Annotated in this window: 16 protein-coding genes and 4 tRNA genes; 2 read left to right on the top strand and 18 right to left on the bottom strand. The window is 48.4% G+C overall.

What is annotated here, in order from left to right; translation table 11 throughout:
• Positions 1–51: 51 nt before the first annotated feature.
• The 17 genes from PRUTH_RS01055 to xerD form a co-directional block, all read right to left on the bottom strand.
• The gene (locus PRUTH_RS01055; RefSeq protein ID WP_257221070.1) at positions 52–1,176 is read right to left on the bottom strand and encodes an exo-beta-N-acetylmuramidase NamZ family protein; all 1,125 of its coding nucleotides are present in this window, start codon (positions 1,174–1,176) and stop codon (positions 52–54) included.
• Positions 1,177–1,213: 37 nt separating this feature from the next.
• Positions 1,214–2,155 (bottom strand): N-acetylmuramic acid 6-phosphate etherase, encoded by a 942-nt coding sequence (murQ, locus tag PRUTH_RS01050; RefSeq protein ID WP_130148921.1) that lies wholly within the window; start codon positions 2,153–2,155, stop codon positions 1,214–1,216.
• Between the two features lie 4 nt (positions 2,156–2,159).
• Positions 2,160–3,029 carry a glucosamine kinase nucleotide-binding domain-containing protein gene (locus tag PRUTH_RS01045; protein ID WP_151172315.1) on the bottom strand — a complete coding sequence of 290 codons (870 nt, stop codon included), beginning with the start codon at positions 3,027–3,029 and terminating at the stop codon, positions 2,160–2,162.
• Positions 3,022–4,590: a sodium:solute symporter gene (locus PRUTH_RS01040; RefSeq protein ID WP_151172314.1), complete on the bottom strand. Its 1,569-nt coding sequence runs from the start codon at positions 4,588–4,590 to the stop codon at positions 3,022–3,024. The genes PRUTH_RS01045 and PRUTH_RS01040 overlap by 8 nt, the downstream gene beginning before the upstream one ends.
• Positions 4,591–4,602: 12 nt before the next feature.
• Positions 4,603–5,358 carry a L,D-transpeptidase family protein gene (locus tag PRUTH_RS01035; protein WP_257220978.1) on the bottom strand — a complete coding sequence of 252 codons (756 nt, stop codon included), beginning with the start codon at positions 5,356–5,358 and terminating at the stop codon, positions 4,603–4,605.
• Positions 5,355–6,464, bottom strand: a complete 1,110-nt coding sequence (locus tag PRUTH_RS01030; RefSeq protein WP_151172312.1) for a dipeptide epimerase — start codon at positions 6,462–6,464, stop codon at positions 5,355–5,357. Before PRUTH_RS01030 ends, PRUTH_RS01035 begins: the two co-directional genes overlap by 4 nt.
• On the bottom strand, positions 6,461–7,891 hold the full coding sequence (locus PRUTH_RS01025; RefSeq protein WP_151172311.1) for an SH3 domain-containing protein: 1,431 nt from the start codon (positions 7,889–7,891) through the stop codon (positions 6,461–6,463). The genes PRUTH_RS01030 and PRUTH_RS01025 overlap by 4 nt, the downstream gene beginning before the upstream one ends.
• Positions 7,892–8,797: 906 nt before the next feature.
• A tRNA-Arg gene (locus tag PRUTH_RS01020) sits at positions 8,798–8,874 on the bottom strand.
• Between the two features lie 43 nt (positions 8,875–8,917).
• Positions 8,918–8,994: transfer RNA gene (locus PRUTH_RS01015), tRNA-Arg, on the bottom strand.
• A gap of 46 nt (positions 8,995–9,040) precedes the next feature.
• Positions 9,041–9,117: transfer RNA gene (locus tag PRUTH_RS01010), tRNA-Arg, on the bottom strand.
• 34 nt (positions 9,118–9,151) lie between these two features.
• Positions 9,152–9,244: transfer RNA gene (locus tag PRUTH_RS01005), tRNA-Ser, on the bottom strand.
• 159 nt (positions 9,245–9,403) lie between these two features.
• Positions 9,404–9,583: a hypothetical protein gene (locus PRUTH_RS01000; protein ID WP_022943327.1), complete on the bottom strand. Its 180-nt coding sequence runs from the start codon at positions 9,581–9,583 to the stop codon at positions 9,404–9,406.
• Between the two features lie 261 nt (positions 9,584–9,844).
• A complete protein-coding gene (gene lysS / locus PRUTH_RS00995; RefSeq protein ID WP_022943328.1) occupies positions 9,845–11,380 on the bottom strand; it encodes a lysine--tRNA ligase in 1,536 nt (511 codons plus the stop codon).
• Positions 11,381–11,408: 28 nt separating this feature from the next.
• Positions 11,409–12,507, bottom strand: a protein-coding gene (gene prfB, locus PRUTH_RS00990; protein ID WP_100229275.1) for a peptide chain release factor 2 whose coding sequence is annotated in 2 segments (ribosomal slippage) — positions 11,409–12,431 and positions 12,433–12,507 — 1,098 coding nt in all. Because the reading frame shifts where the segments join, the coding sequence is not laid out codon by codon here.
• A 197-nt stretch (positions 12,508–12,704) separates the two neighbouring features.
• On the bottom strand, positions 12,705–14,411 hold the full coding sequence (gene recJ, locus PRUTH_RS00985; protein ID WP_151173678.1) for a single-stranded-DNA-specific exonuclease RecJ: 1,707 nt from the start codon (positions 14,409–14,411) through the stop codon (positions 12,705–12,707).
• A gap of 68 nt (positions 14,412–14,479) precedes the next feature.
• A complete protein-coding gene (gene dsbC, locus PRUTH_RS00980) occupies positions 14,480–15,229 on the bottom strand; it encodes a bifunctional protein-disulfide isomerase/oxidoreductase DsbC (RefSeq protein ID WP_022943331.1) in 750 nt (249 codons plus the stop codon).
• 87 nt (positions 15,230–15,316) lie between these two features.
• The gene (gene xerD / locus PRUTH_RS00975) at positions 15,317–16,219 is read right to left on the bottom strand and encodes a site-specific tyrosine recombinase XerD (protein WP_257220977.1); all 903 of its coding nucleotides are present in this window, start codon (positions 16,217–16,219) and stop codon (positions 15,317–15,319) included.
• Positions 16,220–16,336: 117 nt separating this feature from the next.
• Here xerD and fldB point away from each other — a divergent pair, with 117 nt between their 5' ends.
• On the top strand, positions 16,337–16,855 hold the full coding sequence (gene fldB, locus PRUTH_RS00970) for a flavodoxin FldB (RefSeq protein ID WP_151172310.1): 519 nt from the start codon (positions 16,337–16,339) through the stop codon (positions 16,853–16,855).
• Positions 16,856–16,880: 25 nt separating this feature from the next.
• On the opposite strand, the gene PRUTH_RS00965 is transcribed toward fldB, so the two are convergent.
• A complete protein-coding gene (locus tag PRUTH_RS00965; RefSeq protein ID WP_022943334.1) occupies positions 16,881–17,759 on the bottom strand; it encodes a LysR family transcriptional regulator in 879 nt (292 codons plus the stop codon).
• A gap of 164 nt (positions 17,760–17,923) precedes the next feature.
• Here PRUTH_RS00965 and PRUTH_RS00960 point away from each other — a divergent pair, with 164 nt between their 5' ends.
• On the top strand, positions 17,924–18,595 hold the full coding sequence (locus PRUTH_RS00960) for a cation efflux transmembrane domain-containing protein (protein WP_218939685.1): 672 nt from the start codon (positions 17,924–17,926) through the stop codon (positions 18,593–18,595).
• Positions 18,596–18,618 lie beyond the last annotated feature (23 nt).

Here is an 18,618-nt window from a genome sequence, read left to right as displayed (position 1 = left end):
ATCATGCCCAACCTAAAAAAGGTACAAAAACTCAACGAATATGCAATAAATTCAAGGATAAAGTAGGTATGGAGCACGCTGGCGTTTAAACTGCTGCAAGGGTTGCTGCCAACTTTGCTTTATTTGTTCGCTACTGTGCCCCTCAGTAATGGCCTGACGTAACTTATCGGTACCGGCAAGTTTGTCCATAAAGTCAGGGCGGGTAAATAGCACCTGCTGCGCTTGCGCAAATTGCCGCTGAGCGCTAATCAACCACGTCAAATCCAAACCACGCACAGAGCTTTGTCGCAAGTCGACGCCTTTGACGAGCTTGCCCTGTAACTTCGGTGATGCCGCTGCGCCAACAATGCTGCGGGGGCGAAAAGCAAAATCGCCTAATGCGACACTGTCATGGCCCATCACTTGAAATGGGAAGTCAGTGCCTCGGCCGATGCTCACCGGGGTCGCCTCGAAAAAACACAATGATGGATACAAGCCAATGGCTTGGTCGTTTGGCAAATTAGGACTCGGCTTGAGGGGCAACGAATACTTCATAGTGCGATTATAGTGCGCCACCGGCACCACACTAAGCTGTAGCTGCGCATCACTGTTCAGCCAGCCCTCTCCTAAAATCATCTGTGCCAACTCGCCCACAGTCATACCATGTAAAATAGGAATGGGATGCATACCCACAAAGGAGCGAAAGTCAGGGTCGAGAATGGGCCCATCAACATAGGCAATATTCGGATTCGGTCGATCTAAAACAATAAACTCAGCCCCCGCATCAGCACTGGCCTGCATCATATAGTGCATGGAGCTGATATAGGTGTAGAATCGCACCCCGACATCTTGAATATCAAACACCACCACATCGATGTCTGCCATCTCTTGCGCAGCAGGCTGCTTATTGGCGCCATAAATGGAAACGATGGGAATACCGGTGCGCGCATCAATGCCAGATTGAACATGGGCTCCGGCATCATGATCGCCACGAAAGCCGTGCTCAGGCGCGAAAATAGTGGTTACATTTACCTGCTGCGCCAGCAAAAAGTCAACCAAGTGGCTGTCTTGTACCCGCGAGGTTTGATTCACCACCAGGCCAACACGCTTGCCTGCAAGTAAGGGAGCATATTTGCCGAATTGTTCAGCGCCCACGCGAATTGCGCCGTCCTCTTTGAGTGTCTGCGCGCAGCCCATAAGCGCGACGGTGCAGGCCAGTATCAGCGCCAACGCTCTAATCATGATCTTTACCTTGTACGGCAGCACGTAAAAAGCCTTGTTGCTTGGCTAGCATGCTTTTACCCTGGCGCGCATCAACGCCGCTGAGCAGCATCAAAATCGCGAGTTTGGCGCTGTGCTCGCTGCGCATCAAGGCTTCAGCCGCCTGCTCTGCGGTGCACTCTGTCGCCTGCATGACAATGCGTACCGCGCGCGCTTTAAGCTTGTCATTACTGGCATTAACATCGACCATTAGGTTGCGATACACCTTGCCGCTGCGGATCATACTTGCTGTCGTTAACATGTTAAGAATAAGCTTTTGTGCCGAGCCTGATTTCAATCGAGTAGAACCGGCAAGCGCTTCTGGGCCTACGATTGCCCCCAATGGGATCTGTGCGGCTTCAAGGACTGGGGCATTGGGCGAGCAGCTGATCCCCGCTGTCACACACCCTAATTGCCGGGCATAATTCAGTGCCGATACCACATAGGGAGTGCGGCCACTGGCGGCAATACCCACTAACACATCGTCGGCGCACAGGTTATGCGCTTTAAGATCGGCGATGGCTTGCTCGGCATTATCCTCGGCTCCCTCGACAGCGGTTTGAATCGCTTTGGCGCCACCGGCAATAATGCCCACCACTTGGCTGGGGTCAACACTGAATGTCGGCGGACATTCGGATGCATCAAGAATACCTAACCGACCGCTGGTGCCCGCACCAATGTAGATCAGCCGCGCTCCTTTGCTAAAGGCATGCACAATCGCATCCACGGCTTTAGCAATATCTGGGATAATGGCGCGTACTGCTGGAGCAACCTTGTGGTCTTCATCATTGAGCTTATACAAGATATCGTCTGTCGCTAATAAATCGATATCGAGGGTCTCGGGGTTTTGCCCTTCCGACACGATGCTATTTAGCTCATGTAATAATTTCGATCGTTGATCATCCAGTAAACTCATGTAGTTATTCCACTTGTATATTCTGTGTTGCCAGCACCCAGGCGCCATCTAAGGCATTGCCGCGTGCTGGCATAATAATTCGTTGTTCGCTATCGCTTAGTAACTGCTTGCTTTTGTTTGCCAGTCCACCCAGTAACATCACCGGAAGCTCAGTATCTTGGCGAGTATCAGCAATAAGCTGCAGCACCGCGCTTTTATGCCGAGCAAGGATCTGGGTCGCAATGGGGCAATGATTAGCGTGCGGCCATACTCGCTCGCTGAGTGTGGCAAACTCCTTGGCTGTGGCTTGGCGCACCCAGGCACTGATATCGGCCCGGGTCTCCCCCACCTCTTTAGCTATAGTGGCTATCAGCCCATGTAGCGGCGGCTGCCTGTCTACTGCCTGCATCAGTGCTTGTACCGCCATGGCCCCTAATCGCGCTCCGCTGCCACCATCGCCCAGTGTAAATCCCCAGCCGCCGACGAGCTGTAACTGGCCATGGCTATCCAAGCGCGCCCCCACCGAGCCGGCCCCTAATGCCACGCAAGCCACCGGCGCACCTAAATTTGCGCCCAGGACAGCGGTCACGGCATCCGAGATCACACGGGTATCAGCAAAAGCGAATGTCTCTAAACGCTGCAGCAATGCGGCTCGATTATACGGATTCCCAGCGCCAGCAACACCTATTATACACTGGGTATGATGCGCCGGTATGGCTGTAGTGTTCATAATGCTTGCCACTTGCTGCATTATACGCTCACAGCTCAGCTTTAAATCGTAACTCAATGAGCTCCCTACGCCTTGCTCAGAAGCAATCACTTCGCCATTGCGATTAAATACTGCTAGGGCAGTTTTACTGCCGCCGCCATCAACGGCTAACACATAATTATTCATGGCTGCTCCGCCTATTGGGGCGACCCAAGGCACAGACTAACGTGGCAAGTAAGGTGCCTAAACACAACTGCCAAGTAAATCCGAGGTTAAAGTGCCAAGCGCTTGGCAATAGCGCCGCTTGCACATAAGGCTGCATCAATAAGGTGGCGACAAAGCCAATAACCAGTGCCGCTAACACCGATGACTCGCTGCCGCGATGGAAAAACACCGAATTAATGTACACCCCTAATAATCCGGAATAAGAGAACACCATGACGCTGAGGGCAAATTTTAATAACGGCATTTGCGAGTATTGCTGCCAAAAATAGCAAATAACCGCCATCCCTCCCAGCGCCAGAGACACCACTAACATGGCCCAGCGTCCGGCCACCACATAGTGACTATCGTGTTGATCTGGGTTGCGCTTTTGCCGCCAAGGTTTATATAAATCTTGCACTAATACCGATGCCATTGAGCTTAGCCCAGAGTTCAACGTAGAAATGGCCGCCGCAATAATACCTATGGTAACCAACCCCCTCACACCTGCGGGGATCTCGTTAAGTACATAGTGCATAAACACCGTGATTTTCTCACCTTGGAACTGCCCCACGCCTTGGCTAGCCCCTTGCACCATAATGTCTGGACGTTGGTAGAAAACAAACAACAGCAAACCAATAATAATAAACAGCAACATCACCGGGATCACTAGGGCGATGGACAATAGCATCGCTCGGCTACCTGATTTAGCGTCTTTACAGGTGAGCACCCGCTGGGTCATATCTTGGTCAAGACCAAAGGCGGCAATATTGAGCAGCACAAAGCCAGTAAACACCGACCATATATTAAATACCCCGCTGGCACTAAAATCGAGTTCAAACTTTAGCAGTGCTAGCTTCGAAGGCTGCCCGGGGGCGGGGTTTTGCCACGCTTCAATCACGGTGCTGAAGTCGGCTGGGATCGCCAGCCATAAACTCACAATGACGCATAGGGCAGCGCCGGTGTAAACGGCACATTGGATCACATCTGAGTAGATCACCGTACGGATGCCGCCAAACACGGTGTACAGCAAGCCCACCAAAACCAGTACTAAGGTGGCCATGATCATGCTGCTAGCGGCAATATTGCCATAAAGAATCATCGCCACGGCAATGGCCGCCATATACAGCCGCGCGCCACTGGCAAACACGCGCCCAAATAAATACATTAAGCCCGCACTGCGTTTGGCTTTGGGGCCAATTTGCTGCTCCAGCAACTCGTACACGGTATACACTCGGTAGCGATAAAAGCGCGGGATCAGCACCTTGGCAACAATGACAGCGGCGATAAAGGCGCCAATGTTGGTCGCTAAATAGGATAAATCCCCCTGATAACCTTGGTCCGGACCGCCGATAAAGGTCGCCGCCGACTGCGAGGTGGCCAACACCGAGACAGCCACCATCCACGTGGGCATCGCATTGCCACCGAGAAAATACTCTGAGCTAGTGGTGGCTTTTTTGCGGTTAAACCACCAAGCGGTGGCGCCGATAAGTAAGGCATAGGCAGCAAAGACCAGCCAATCCAGAGGTTGATAATGTGCATTCATAACCGTATAGGCCTATCGTGGCAGTGCTGGCAGTTGCCAGTGTGCACGTTTGAGAGCATATTCCACACGCGGTAGAATCACCATCAGCGGATGTTTGCGTTGATCGAGCCAGGCTAGTAAACGGTCCATATCCGCCTCGTCCATTGCCGTACACCCTGCTGTGGGCTTATCTGCGGCACGCCACAAATGCATAAAGATACAACTGCCGGCACCATCTATATTGTCGGGATTATGCGCGACGATAACGCCTTTTTTGTATAGCTCATCTTGGCTATGTATATCTCGACGCATGGCTTCAGATGAGCCTTCAACGGCCTGACTCCCCACCTCCCGCGTATTGACCATCTGGTTATAATAGGGCGAGCCTTTAACGTCTATACAGTAATCGTCGGCATCCATGGCCTGGTATTCAAGCCCGGTTTTCAGCGACGGTAAGTAACCAAAGGCCTTACCTAAAGCAAATATCCCGGCGGGTGCTTTACCATCGCCTTCGACTTTTTGTTGACCTGGTTGTGCGGGGTGCAAACCTAGACCCCATGCCAACCCAGTACGACCAATGACCACGGCACTGGGCTCGCCCACCCTCTGCCAGCGCTTTTGTTCGCTGCGCTCAAATAAGAGCATGTCGCCTTGTATATCGGTCCATGAGTCAGTTACCACCACCACCAATTGCTGGTTGTTCAGGGTAATGGGTTGTGGCTTAGATGCGGCGCCACCGCTCATTAAGATACTTATTAGCAGTAGCAAGCTTAATAATGTGTTATTCATTGCCATACTCCATCAGCTAGTTCGATAAGGCCGTCTATCGCCGCTATACCAAGCCCGGCTGTTTGATTAAGGCTAATCAGTGGGCCCGAAAACGTCGCCCCACCCTGGATGGGGTCATATTGCCCCAGAGCCGGACCATCTAAATCAATGAGACTGATTTGCCGTGTCTTTGCTGCAGCCAGGTGAGCCGCTGCCGACACTGCAATACTGCCCTCTAGCATGCAGCCAATCATGCACGGGCAGTCATAAGTTGCCGCAACCTCGCCAATGCGGATTGCACGGCTTAAACCGCCACTTTTCATCAATTTAATATTAATGATATCAATGGCGCCGCGCGCCAATAGGGTAAGCACTTGTTTAGCAGAAAAGGCGCTTTCGTCGGCCATAATCTTCGATTGCACGCGCTCACTGATGTAGCACAGGCCATCAATATCATGAGCTGGTACGGGTTGCTCGACCAATTCCAGTACAATACCTTGGCTTTCAATTGCTTGCAGTGCACGCACGCTTTGCTTGGCATCCCAGCCTTGATTCACATCTAAACGTAAAGACGCTTTGCTATCGACATGAGCAGCGATGGCCTGTACCCGCTTAATGTCTTGCTCTAGCTCATTGCCAATTTTAATTTTAAGCACATCAAAGCCGTTACTCAGTGCCTTATCACAGTCGCTGAGCATTTTATCTATGCTATCTACGCTGATGGTGACATCGGTTTTCAGTTCACTTTGGAGCCCTCCCAGAGCCTGATAAAGCGGCACACCTAAACTTTGGCTCCATAAATCATAGAGGGCGATTTCACACGCCGCTTTGGCGGAATAATTACCCACCACTGCCGCCGCTAGGTCATCACATAAGCGATTGATATCTTGTATGTGCTGGCCAATAAGCTGATGTTGAAGGACCTGCTCGATAACACTTAATATCGACTGATGGGTGTCGCCGGTGATAACAGGCGTTGAGGGTGCACTACCATAACCTCGTCGGCCACATAGAGTGTCAATAATCAGCACTAGGTCATCAATATGCGTCACCGTGCGCAGCGCCGTTTTAAATGGCGTATGCAAGGGCACCGATAAGCGTGCAAAACGCACAGACTGAATGATCATTGCTCTGCTCCTTGAGCAATGCGCTTAATCGCATAGGTGCGCTCAAGGTAAGAAGTGGTGCTATTTAGGTGCAAGGGTAATAGGGGCGTTACCGACACGCCATTGAGCTCGCCATCGTAAAACTCGCCATTTTGCTTGATATAACCTAGACCTTTCACATCGTGAATGACATAAGGTTGGCCTTGGTATGAACCTATATACATCATTACATGGCCAGGGATGTAAATAAGGTCGCCCACCTGCATTTGCGCGATAACCTCGCGCTTTTGTGCCTCAGTACTGTCTTTATCAAAGCGCCAGTTGTAGCCGTAATCGGTTTTACCCTGCCACGATGAATTACGCGGCATCCACACGCCAAAGGCCTTATAAATTTCACCGACAAAGCCGGTACAGTCACGGGCATTATAGTCATGCCCCCAGCCGTAGCGTTCACCTAAAAACTTAAACCCTTGGGCTATTAAATGGTGCGCAGTGAGCGGCAAATAACCTAAATGCACATCGGCACTGCGCGGTATTAAGCCTTGAGCAAAGCTCAAGGTGCCATCGTCATTGCGCACAGGCAATGTCACAATATAACTGGCCAAGCTATTTTGCCCATGAGTTAGGTGCTTAACCTGCTCTTTTGGGGCTAGCGGCAAGCGTACACCCATATCCAATTGTACCTCGGAAACACGAGGCTCATTAGGAACATAGGTGGTTTCTACTTTATCACCGGTCACCACGATAAAATCATCAGCTTGAGTGAAGGTACGGATGCGGTTCTTATCACCTACCGCCACTGCGGAGCGTTTGACCCAAGCGGTATAGTTATAGGCTGCCACCAAATACCACTGACCATCAGCACTTTCATGCAATACAGCGACAGGCTCCGCCGGAAACGCCCCGGTTTCTTGAAAGCGATCTAAGTCGATATCCATTTCACTGTTTAACACCCTGTCGGCGGTTGGGAAGGTACGCAATGAGGTGCGCTCAACAATCAGTCCAAAGCGCACCGGGTTACTATCAGTCACAGCATCAATATTGGTATTGGCGTGATAACGCGCAAAATCGGCCCGATCAAGTTGCTTGCCATCAACATAAAAGCGAGGACTTGAAGGCGTGCTACTGGTGTTACTAATATAACTGCGTAACGCCTTAGCAGAGAGCGTATCAGGCATTGCTAGGGGATCGATAATGTAAGGGTTATTATTGATGAGGCTGCGATTGAAGGCTTGGATTTGCGACTGCGACATCAGCGGCTTACTATCACTTTGGCGTTGCAACCAAAATTCAGGGTTAAGCATAGGTTGCTGAACTAAAGGCACATCACTTACAAAAGGGGCGTTATTGCTTTGTTGGGCAATACTTTGCTGGGCAGCACTTTGCCCTGCACCTAAGGTACAACCTAAAACTAACGCACACACTATCGATACCGGGGTTTTTGTCATTGTTATGCTCCGCATCACCTTGATAGCGCGCCGATTGGGCGCAACCGTCACAGATTAAAAAAATGGCTTAAATTCATCCTATCAAAATATTATAAAAACAAACAACAAAAAGGAATACTTTATTCCTTTTAACAATAAATCGTCGATGGGTCATGATTTCAATTTAGCCTTAACGAGCTGTAACCTGCTCTAGGCAATAACTTTGGAGCGAAGCTTTAGTTTATTGACATAGGTAGGTGACAAACAAGCAAGAGCACAATCCCACCTGACGCGCCATTTTCGCATTGAGACAAAAGGTAGATAAAGGAAGAAACAGGTGCAGGACGACGAAGTAGTCAGACTGAAGTCTGACCTACAACGTGGGATAGACCGATGGATAAATAGCTGAGCGGTTTAACTATCAAGTAGAGAATAGATTGTTATATTTCAGGCATAAAAAAACCAACTCTCGTTGGTTTATTATCACTTCTCTTTTAAAGAAGTGGCGGGTGCAGGACGACGAATTAGTCAGACTGAAGTCTGACCTACAACGTGAGATAAATCGATGGGTAAATAGCTGAGCGGTTTAACTATCAAGTAAAGAGTCGATGGTTATATTTCAGGCACAAAAAAACCAACTTTCGCTGGTTTATTATCACTTCTCTTTAAAGAAAGTGGCGGGTGCAGGCCAGAATTGGTAATCAACGAACCTCAGAGGTTCGCATCCGTATGCTTACATCAAATTTCAAGCACAAAAAAACCAACTTTCGCTGGTTTATTAACACTTCTCTTTACAGGAAGTGGCGGGGGCAGGCCAGAATTGGTAATCAACGAACCTCAGAGGTTCGCATCCGTATGCTTACATCAAATTTCAAGCACAAAAAAACCAACTTTCGTTGGTTTATTATCACTTCTCTTTAAAGGAAGTGGCGGACGCAGGAGGATTCGAACCTCCGACCGCCTGGTTCGTAGCCAGGTACTCTATCCAGCTGAGCTATGCGTCCGTTATATGTGTGAACTTACGTTCTGAATTTATCACTTAAATGATGGCGGACGCAGGAGGATTCGAACCTCCGACCGCCTGGTTCGTAGCCAGGTACTCTATCCAGCTGAGCTATGCGTCCGGTACATAAAAGTGATTTATAGATATTAGACCATCTTGAAGGAAGATGGCGGACGCAGGAGGATTCGAACCTCCGACCGCCTGGTTCGTAGCCAGGTACTCTATCCAGCTGAGCTATGCGTCCGTATCTATAAACAAAGAAAGCCATTTAAAATAAATGGCGGAGAAGGAGGGATTCGAACCCTCGATAGGGCTACAAACCCTATACTCCCTTAGCAGGGGAGCGCCTTCAGCCACTCGGCCACCTCTCCGTCTTTGTGGGGCGTATAATAAAGGTCTGAGCAAATATGTCAAACACTTTTATAGCAAAATCAATCCATCTGCTCAGACTTTGCCCACAACCGCTAAAAAGGCATAAAAAATGACCCTTAAGGGCCATTTTTGGGGCGTTAAACATCTAAAAATAAGCACTATTGATCGCTTGTTGGCTTATCACTCTGCATTCTCTCGACGGCTTCTAAATCCTCGCTAATTTCGCGTAGAAACTGGTCGCGATATCCGAGTAATTCAAACTCGCGAATACACTCGCGGTAATAAGCTTGGCGCTTCTTATCCACTGGAATTTCTGGTAAAAAATCGTCGTTTTCCATTTGCCACACTCCCTTTTAATTTTATTTAGCGCATCGACTACGCCTAAATATTAGCCTAAGGACTTACAAATAATAGCGTGGCAAATCACAGCTTAATTAAAGCTGAAATTAAAAATCTATATATATCATGAGTTTAATAAAAAACAATACAGAAAACAGGGACTCAATTGCGAGGGGACGAGGGACTTTTTGAGACATATCGCACACAAGAGGTACAAAAAACGCGGCACTAAGGCCGCGTTTTTTAAACAATTTAAGCTGTTACTCTTGTTCAGGGCGCATATGCGGGAACAAAATAACGTCTTTAATCGTCGGCGAGTCAGTAAACAACATAACTAGACGATCAATACCGATGCCCTCACCTGCTGTCGGTGGCAAACCATATTCAAGTGCACGAATATAGTCATCATCGAAGTGCATGGCTTCATCATCACCGGCATCTTTTTCTTCAACTTGACGAGCAAAACGTGCGGCTTGGTCTTCAGCATCATTAAGCTCAGAGAAGCCGTTGGCTAACTCACGTCCACCGACGAAGAACTCAAACCGGTCGGTAACGAATGGGTTAGCATCGTTACGACGTGCCAATGGTGAAACTTCCCATGGGTATTCGGTAATGAAAGTCGGTTGAATCAACTGGTGTTCTGCTGTTTCTTCAAAGATTTCACACATGTACTTGCCCGCGCCCCATACACAGTTGTCAGGGATCTTGACATGAACTTGCTTGGCATAGGCAATCAACTGCTCTAGGTGATTTTCAGGGTCTGCAAATACCTGAGCGTCAAAATCAGGGTTGTACTTGATGATTGCATCGGCCATGCTCAAACGCGTAAATGGCTGACCAAAGTCATATTCTACACTGTCGATTACTTCACCGTCGTCATTCTTAGTAGTATTGACGATAGTAGTAGTACCCAATACGTCTTGCGCTACGGTGCGCAGCATATCTTCGGTCAAGTTCATTAGATCATTGTAATCAGCATAGGCCTGGTAGAACTCGATCATGGTGAATTCAGGATTATGGCGTGTTGATAACCCTTCGTTACGGAAGTTGCGGTTAATCTCAAATACCCGGTCAAAACCACCGACGACCAAACGCTTTAAGTAAAGCTCAGGAGCGATACGCAAATACATATCGATGTCTAACGCGTTGTGATGAGTCACAAACGGACGCGCTGTTGCACCACCTGGGATGACCTGAAGCATAGGGGTTTCTACTTCCATAAAATCACGCTCAGCCAAGAAGCGACGGATCCCCTCTATGATCTTCGAGCGAACGCGGAAAGTCTCACGCGTATCCATGTTGGTGATCAAGTCAACGTAACGCTGGCGATATTTGGTTTCCTGATCAGATAAGCCATGGAATTTCTCTGGCAACGGACGTAAAGACTTAGTCAGTAACTCGTACTCATGCATATCAACATAGAGGTCACCCTTGCCTGATTTATGCAAAGGTCCAGCAACGCCAATAATATCGCCGATATCTAGTTGCCCATATTTAGCTTTAAGATCTTTTTGTACATCTTTTGAAGCGTAGGCTTGTACGCGACCTTTCATGTCTTGCAACACCATAAATGGACCACGCTTAGCAAGAATACGCCCAGCAACGGCCACCTGATGATCAAGCTCAACTAATTCTTCTTTCGACTTGTCGCCAAACTCGGCTTGAAGATCAGCAGTGTAATGTTTTCGACGGAAACCATTTGGGTGGCCGTTAGCACTGCAGTTTTCGCGAATGGCGTCGAGCTTGGCACGACGCTCAGCAATTAGTTTATTTTCGTCTTGAATTTGATCTGTCATTTTCTAGCTCTATTGGTTTGGCGTTACATTACAGGCCTGATTTAAGGCTTGCTTCAATAAATTTATCAAGGTCTCCATCGAGTACCGCTTGGGTATTACGGTTCTCAACACCAGTGCGCAAATCTTTGATGCGTGAGTCATCAAGTACGTAGGAGCGAATTTGCGAGCCCCAACCGATGTCTGACTTTGCTTCTTCTTGCGCTTGCTTCTCAGCGTTTTGCTTTTTCAACTCCAGCTCAAACAGTTTTGCTTTTAACTGTTTCATCGCTTGGTCTTTGTTTTTGTGCTGCGAGCGGTCATTTTGGCACTGTACCACGGTATTGGTTGGCAAGTGAGTAATTCGCACCGCTGACTCTGTCCGGTTAACGTGCTGACCCCCAGCCCCCGAAGCCCGATATACATCAATGCGTAAATCGGCTGGATTGATATCGATTTCGATATTGTCGTCAATCTCTGGGTAAACAAACGCTGAGGCAAACGAGGTATGGCGGCGTCCGCCAGAATCGAAAGGACTCTTACGGACTAAACGGTGCACGCCTGTTTCCGTGCGCAGCCAGCCATAGGCATATTCACCGCTAATTTTTACTGTAGCGCCTTTAATACCAGCCACATCGCCGTCAGTTGCTTCAACGATTTCAGCCTTAAAGCCTTTCGCCTCGGCCCAACGCAAGTACATGCGCAATAACATGTTGCACCAATCTTGTGCTTCTGTACCACCCGAACCCGCTTGCAAGTCTAAGTACGCATCGTTAGCGTCTTGATCGCCACTAAACATACGACGGAACTCGAGTTTTTCAAGGTGGGCATTGAGTTCTTCAAGTTCAGCTTGGGCTTCTTCGAAGGTCTCTTGATCTTCAGCCTCAACAGCCAACTCCACCAGCCCTTCGACATCGTCAGTGCCGTCTTCAAGCTTGCCGATAGTCTCAACAATCACCTCAAGACTGGCTTTTTCTTTACCTAAAGCCTGGGCTTTTTCAGGTTCATTCCACACTGCTGGGTCTTCGAGTTCAGCATTCACTTCTTCTAAGCGCTCTTTCTTAAGAGCGTAGTCAAAGATACCCCCGAAGAAGCTCTGTGCGCTCGCGAATTTCCTTGATTTGATTAATCACAGGATTCACTTCAAACATGCATGTCACTCCGCAAAATGATGGTGGCGCCAAGGTCTATCTCTTTAGCCATCTTGATGTAAGCATTTACACTTCAAGTATACTGAGAATTCGGCGCATCAATAAAAGCGCTCGATTTTAGCAAAAAACTGCTGCATTTATTAGCGCTTTCACATGATTTTATCTAATTTTATTTGCTCTAAGCCAACTTGCTGTGGCTATTGTTTTTGCAGCTCTCGAACGATCAACTGCAAAGAAAATTGGCCACGAAACTCATTAATATCGAGCTGGTAAGCTAGGTGCACATAACGCACTTGGGTATCAGGCCAAGCGCGTACATCGACATTAAAAGCGATAGCATCAAGCACTCGGCCGCTGCTATGGCGCAGCACTAGCTTAAGGTGTTTATCACCAACAACGCGCTGTTGCAGTAACTCAAAGGTATGCTCAAAAATGGGCTCTGGAAAATGCTGACCAAAAGGCCCACTTTGACGCAGCAACTCAGCAAACTCCATATTCAAACAATCACTGGGCAGTTCACCATCAGTGAGTAAAATACACTCCTTCGCTTCTTCGGTAAGCACTTTACCTATCTCTTGCGCAAAGGCTTGTTGAAACTCGTTGAATCGCGCTTCCTCAATACTTAACCCCGCAGCCATGGCGTGGCCGCCGAATTTAGCGATCAGCCCTGGGTATTGACCGTCGATATGCGCCAACACATCACGCATATGCACGCCATCAATGGAGCGACAAGACCCTTTCAGTAGGCCATTATCTCCGGCGGCAAAAATCGCCGTGGGGCGGTGATAGTGCTCTTTTAAACGCCCGGCGAGAATACCAATCACACCTTGGTGCCAATCGGACTGGTACAGACATAACGCATCGGGTGTTTGCGCACTTGTTAAAGAGAGCTTGGCCAGCGCCGCTTGCGCTTCTTGTTGCATGCCCTGCTCTATTTCTTTGCGCTCGGCATTAAGCATATCCAGTTCACCGGCAATGCGCCGAGCGTGATTAATATCCGGTGATAGCAAACAAGCAATGCCTAAGCTCATATCATCTAATCGACCCGCCGCATTTAACCGTGGCGCCAGAGCAAAGCCAAAATCTGAGGCGCTTAAACGCGCTTGCGTGCACCGTGCCACATCAACCAGCGCTTCGATACCGGGGCGAGTCTTACCACTGCGGATGCGCGCCAGCCCTTGATGCACCAAGGTGCGATTATTCGCATCCAGCGCCACCACATCGGCAACCGTGCCGAGGGCTACAAGATCAAGGAGGTTGGCTAAATTCGGCTCAGGACGCTGCTCATTAAAATAACGACGCTCACGCAGCGTATGGCGCAATGCAATAAGCACATAAAAAGCCACACCAACACCGGCTATCGATTTTGATGGGAAAGTACAATCGTGACGATTGGGGTTAACAATAGCATCAGCGTTGGGTAATTGTTCACCTTGTAAATGGTGGTCGGTGACAATGACCTTAATACCGGCAGCCTTGACGCGCTCGATACCTTTTAAGCACGAAATGCCACTATCGACGGTGATCACCAAATCAGGAGCCATGGCGACAATATGCTCTGCCAACTCCACACTTAGCCCATAGCCGAAGTTAAATCGGTCCGGCACCAGGTAATCCAATTGGCTAAACCCAAACATACCCAAGCCTTGCATTAAGGTGGCAGTACTGGTGGCACCATCAGCATCAAAATCTCCGACAATCAGCACCTTGTCTTGGCGCTGTAAACTGTCACTGAGTATATCTGCTGCTAATTCAATGTCTTTAAATAGCCGGAAATCGTGCAAGGTATTGGCACGGTTATCTATTTGCTCATTACTATTGACGCCACGAGAGGCATAGATTTGACGAATAACGGGGTGAAGCTTATCGCTTAGGTGGCTATCATCGACTCGCGGGCGAGCCATTATGGTGGTATGCGCCTGCAAGGCAAACTCCAAAAAAAGGGCCGTCGTTAGATGCGGCCCATTCTACATTAAGATTTGTTATTATTTAACTCATCAATCGCTGAGCTAATTGCAGCCGCAGGCTGATAACCTGGGATCATGCTGCCATCAGATAAAATAATGGCTGGAGTACCGCTGATACCAAAGCTTTGCCCTAATTGGTAGTGCTCTGCCACCGGTGCGTTACAGTTTTCAATTTTTTCTGGTTTTTCACCTGCTTTTGCTTCCGTCAGTGCCTCTTGCTTGTTATCAGCACACCACACATTCATCAGGTCGGTGTACCCAGAGCCACGCAGCCCGCCACGCGGAAATGCCAGATACTGCACGGTAATGCCAGCATCTAGGTAGTCATCCAGCTCACGGTGTAACTTACGGCAGTAGCCACAAGTGATATCGGTAAAGACGGTGATCTTGCCTTTTTCGTTATCTGCTTTATAGGTGATCATTGAGTTCTGGTATTGTGCGACACCTTCAAGGCGCACATGACTCAGTGCACTTTCTGTTAAGTTTTCACGGTTAACAAGGTCAATCATCGTACCTTGCACAAGATAACGGCCGTCAGCACTGGCATAAAACACGCCCTTATCGGTGATCACTTCCTGTAAACCTTGCACCGGACTTGGATGCACTTGCTTTACATTCACCCCAAGCTCTGCCAGCTTGCTTTGGATCACACTCACCTGCTGCTGCATGGTGTCTTGCGGCTCTACACTGACGCCTTGAGCAAACGCTCCGGCACTGGCACCAGCAAACGCCAGCGCAACAACTAATTTTTTCATAATAAAATCTCTAACTGCTTCTTGCACAATAAACTAGACCGCGCTTATACAAATAAATTCCAGCACCTGAGCAATTTAACCTGTTGCCTAGGCACGGGGGTGATGTTCAGCATGGACCGATTTTAGCCTTTCATTGGCCACATGAGTATAAATTTGTGTGGTCGACAAGTCACTGTGCCCTAACATCATTTGTACAACCCGTAAGTCAGCTCCATGATTCAACAAATGTGTTGCAAATGCATGACGTAGGGTATGCGGGGACAAATCTGATTTAATGTTCGCCAACATAGCATAGTGTTTAATGCGATGCCAAAAGGTTTGCCGCGTCATGCCAATACCCCGCTTAGAGACAAATACAAAGTCAGTAGCGAGCTTAACCAATGATGGGCGCGCGTACTTTAAATAACGCTCTAGCCACAACAGTGCCTCTTCCCCCATAGGCACTAGACGCTCTTTGTTCCCCTTACCCTTTACAAACACCACCGCCTGACGCTGATTAACATGCTCCATGCGTAAGCCTATCAGTTCGCTGACACGCAGGCCTGTAGCATAAAGAAGCTCTAACATTGCGCGGTCTCTAAGGCCCATCGCCTCATCACAATCTGGTGCTGCTAGGAGAGCTTCAACGTCTGTTTCGCTTAACGTTTTAGGCAATGACTGGCTTGGTTTAGGCCGAGATATGGTTTCCATAGGGGAGCTGGGCAACCGCTTTTCTTGCACCTGATATTGATAAAAGCGCTTTAGCGCACTGATACTCCGTGCCGTACTACGCGGACTAAGGCCTTTGTCTACACGATGGGCTAAGTAGTGTTCTACGTCGGTGCTATCAATTGCCAGCAGCGCTTGCGGCGCTATAAACTCGCTGAACTTAACAAGATCCGTGCGATAAGCAGACAGCGTATTCTCACTACTACCCTGCTCCAGATATAACGCATCTATGAACATTTCTATATGCTCGATATTATCGCTGTGTATTGGTTGCTTGTTCACAAGTAAGGCGCTTTGTGTGTATTTACCTATTTGCCATCATATCATAAAGCACGCCATAGATAGTCGCGAGCCGATACGTTAAACTGCGACCATTACTCACTCAGTTGTACGGCGATTATGAAGATTGGTTTATTTTATGGCTCGACTACCTGCTACACCGAAATAGCAGCGGAAAAAATCCGCGACATCATTGGTGCAGAGGTGGTGGACTTATACAACATCCAAGATGAGCCTTTGAAAAAAGCTGAAGATTACGAATTTCTAATCTTCGGGATATCAACATGGGACTTTGGTGAAATCCAAGAGGATTGGGAGTCGCACTGGGATGATATCAGTGGCGTCAATTTGAGTGGCAAAGTGATCGCACTTTTCGGAATGGGCGATCAGCAAGGTTATGGCCAGTGGTTCCAAGATGCACTGGGTATGCTCCACGACGAAATTAAGCCACAAGGTGTGCACTTTATTGGCCAATGGCCCAATGGCGATGACTACGAGTTCGAAGCGTCTAAAGCATTAACAGAGGATAAATCTCACTTTGTTGGCTTAGCGCTAGATGAGGACAGTCAGTACGATAAAAGCGATGAACGCATTGCTACTTGGATAGAGCAAATCATGAATGAGTACAGCGCGTTATAACCTTAATTGCTTTCTCAACCAGCCGCTAAGATTCACTCAGATAGGCAGCAATTTGTTGCGCTAGCCACTGGCTTAGCCGACCAAGCTGGCTATAGCGGGTTTGAATCATGCCATAGGCCTGCGATGTCATCGCTTGATCGTACTTCAAAACTTTAACACTGCCGTCGCGTAAATAGGGATTAATTAAAACCGAGGGCACACTGGCAAAGCCGGTGCCATCAAGCACGGCATTGCGCAGGTGCTCATAAAAAGGCAACGCGATGTAATTTCCTGAGACTGGGGTAACCGCATGCAGACCCGTTTCATCAATAGTTGCTAACGCAAATTCGGTATATCTGGACAGGTCGGCTTTAACTACTTGGCTGAGTGTCGTGAGCGGATGGCCTTTGCTGGCCACGGTCATCATACGAATCTCACCTAGCTTGACTTGATGGCTACTTGTTAGTTGCTGGCTTTGGGGTAACAAACAATAAGCAATATCGACGACCCCTTGCTCCACCATATCGTTGAGCTCCGGCGGCGGCGCCATATACACAGAAACGCTAATACTAGGAAATTGTCTGCTCATTTCATGAATTAGTTGTCGCCAATAAGCCTCAGGGAGAGCATCGTCACGGGCAATGCGCAGCGAGGCTTCAACACCTTGCAAGTGCTGATGACAGCGACCGGTGATGTCGTTGGCGATCATCGCCAAACGTTCACAGTCATTTTTAATAACTTCACCAATATTCGTTAACGAGACTTGATTACCGGTGCGAGTGAGCAGCTCAACGCCAAGTTCATCCTCAAGGGCAGTGAGTGCCGAGCTTAACGTCGTGCGGCTTTTGCCAATTCGTCGTGCCGCCTCTGCAATCGAGCCCGATTCGCTAATAGCGAGAAATATTTCAATTTGACTGACTTTCATACCGTGCCGCAGATATCTTGCTGGTTTTATTTACCATAGCAAGTTTATGCCTTTTCAGCGACGTAAATATCGTCGCTCAGCGGCTTTGGAAGTGACCTCTATGACATTACACTGGCAGCACGTTGTTAATTGCTATTGAACACATCCCCATTGTGAGGTGGTTTATGATGTCTGCTTTAAATACTCAGAAGCTATTGCTGTTTTCTTGCATAAGCGCGCTTTTACTAGCCTTATTAGGCCTCATTTTGGGTCTATGGTTAGACTCCTTGGTGATTTTATTTGACGGTGCTTACTCCCTTGTCAGTGTGTTATTAACGGCTATCTCACTGCTTACCGCCGCATATCTAAATTCGCCAAACTCTCGGCGACGTGCCTTACTAAGTCAGCGCTTACCCTCCATTGTTATTGCTTTTAAGGGGTTTGTTATCGCACTGATGTGCAGTGTGTCTTTTATCTCAGCCCTGCTGGCTATGATGGATGGTGGTCGCACTATCAATACTGCGGCCGCACTGTTATTTGGTGTCATCAACCTGCTGGCTTGTATAGGTGCTTACACAGTGATTAAAGCCCAAGCTGGTGCATCTGCTTTGGTAATAGCTGAAACCAAGCAATGGTTTATGGATGCGGTGATCAGCGCTGCGGTTATCGCCGGATTTTTCATCGCAGCCCTGCTCACTTATTTCGATTTAAGTGTGTATGCGGCCTACGCCGACCCCATTATGGTGATTGTTGCCTCCGTCTACTTTATTGTTGTGCCTGTAAAAATGATGCTAGCAGCGCTTAAGCAATTACAAACCTGCCCAGTGCAGCGTAGCTATTGCCGCACGCAAATTTAAGGTGAGGTTAGATTTAAATACAA

It is taken from the genome of Pseudoalteromonas ruthenica (assembly GCF_008808095.1).
GTDB classification, from domain to species: Bacteria; Pseudomonadota; Gammaproteobacteria; order Enterobacterales; family Alteromonadaceae; genus Pseudoalteromonas; species Pseudoalteromonas ruthenica.
This window is presented reverse-complemented; position numbering and strand designations above follow the sequence as displayed.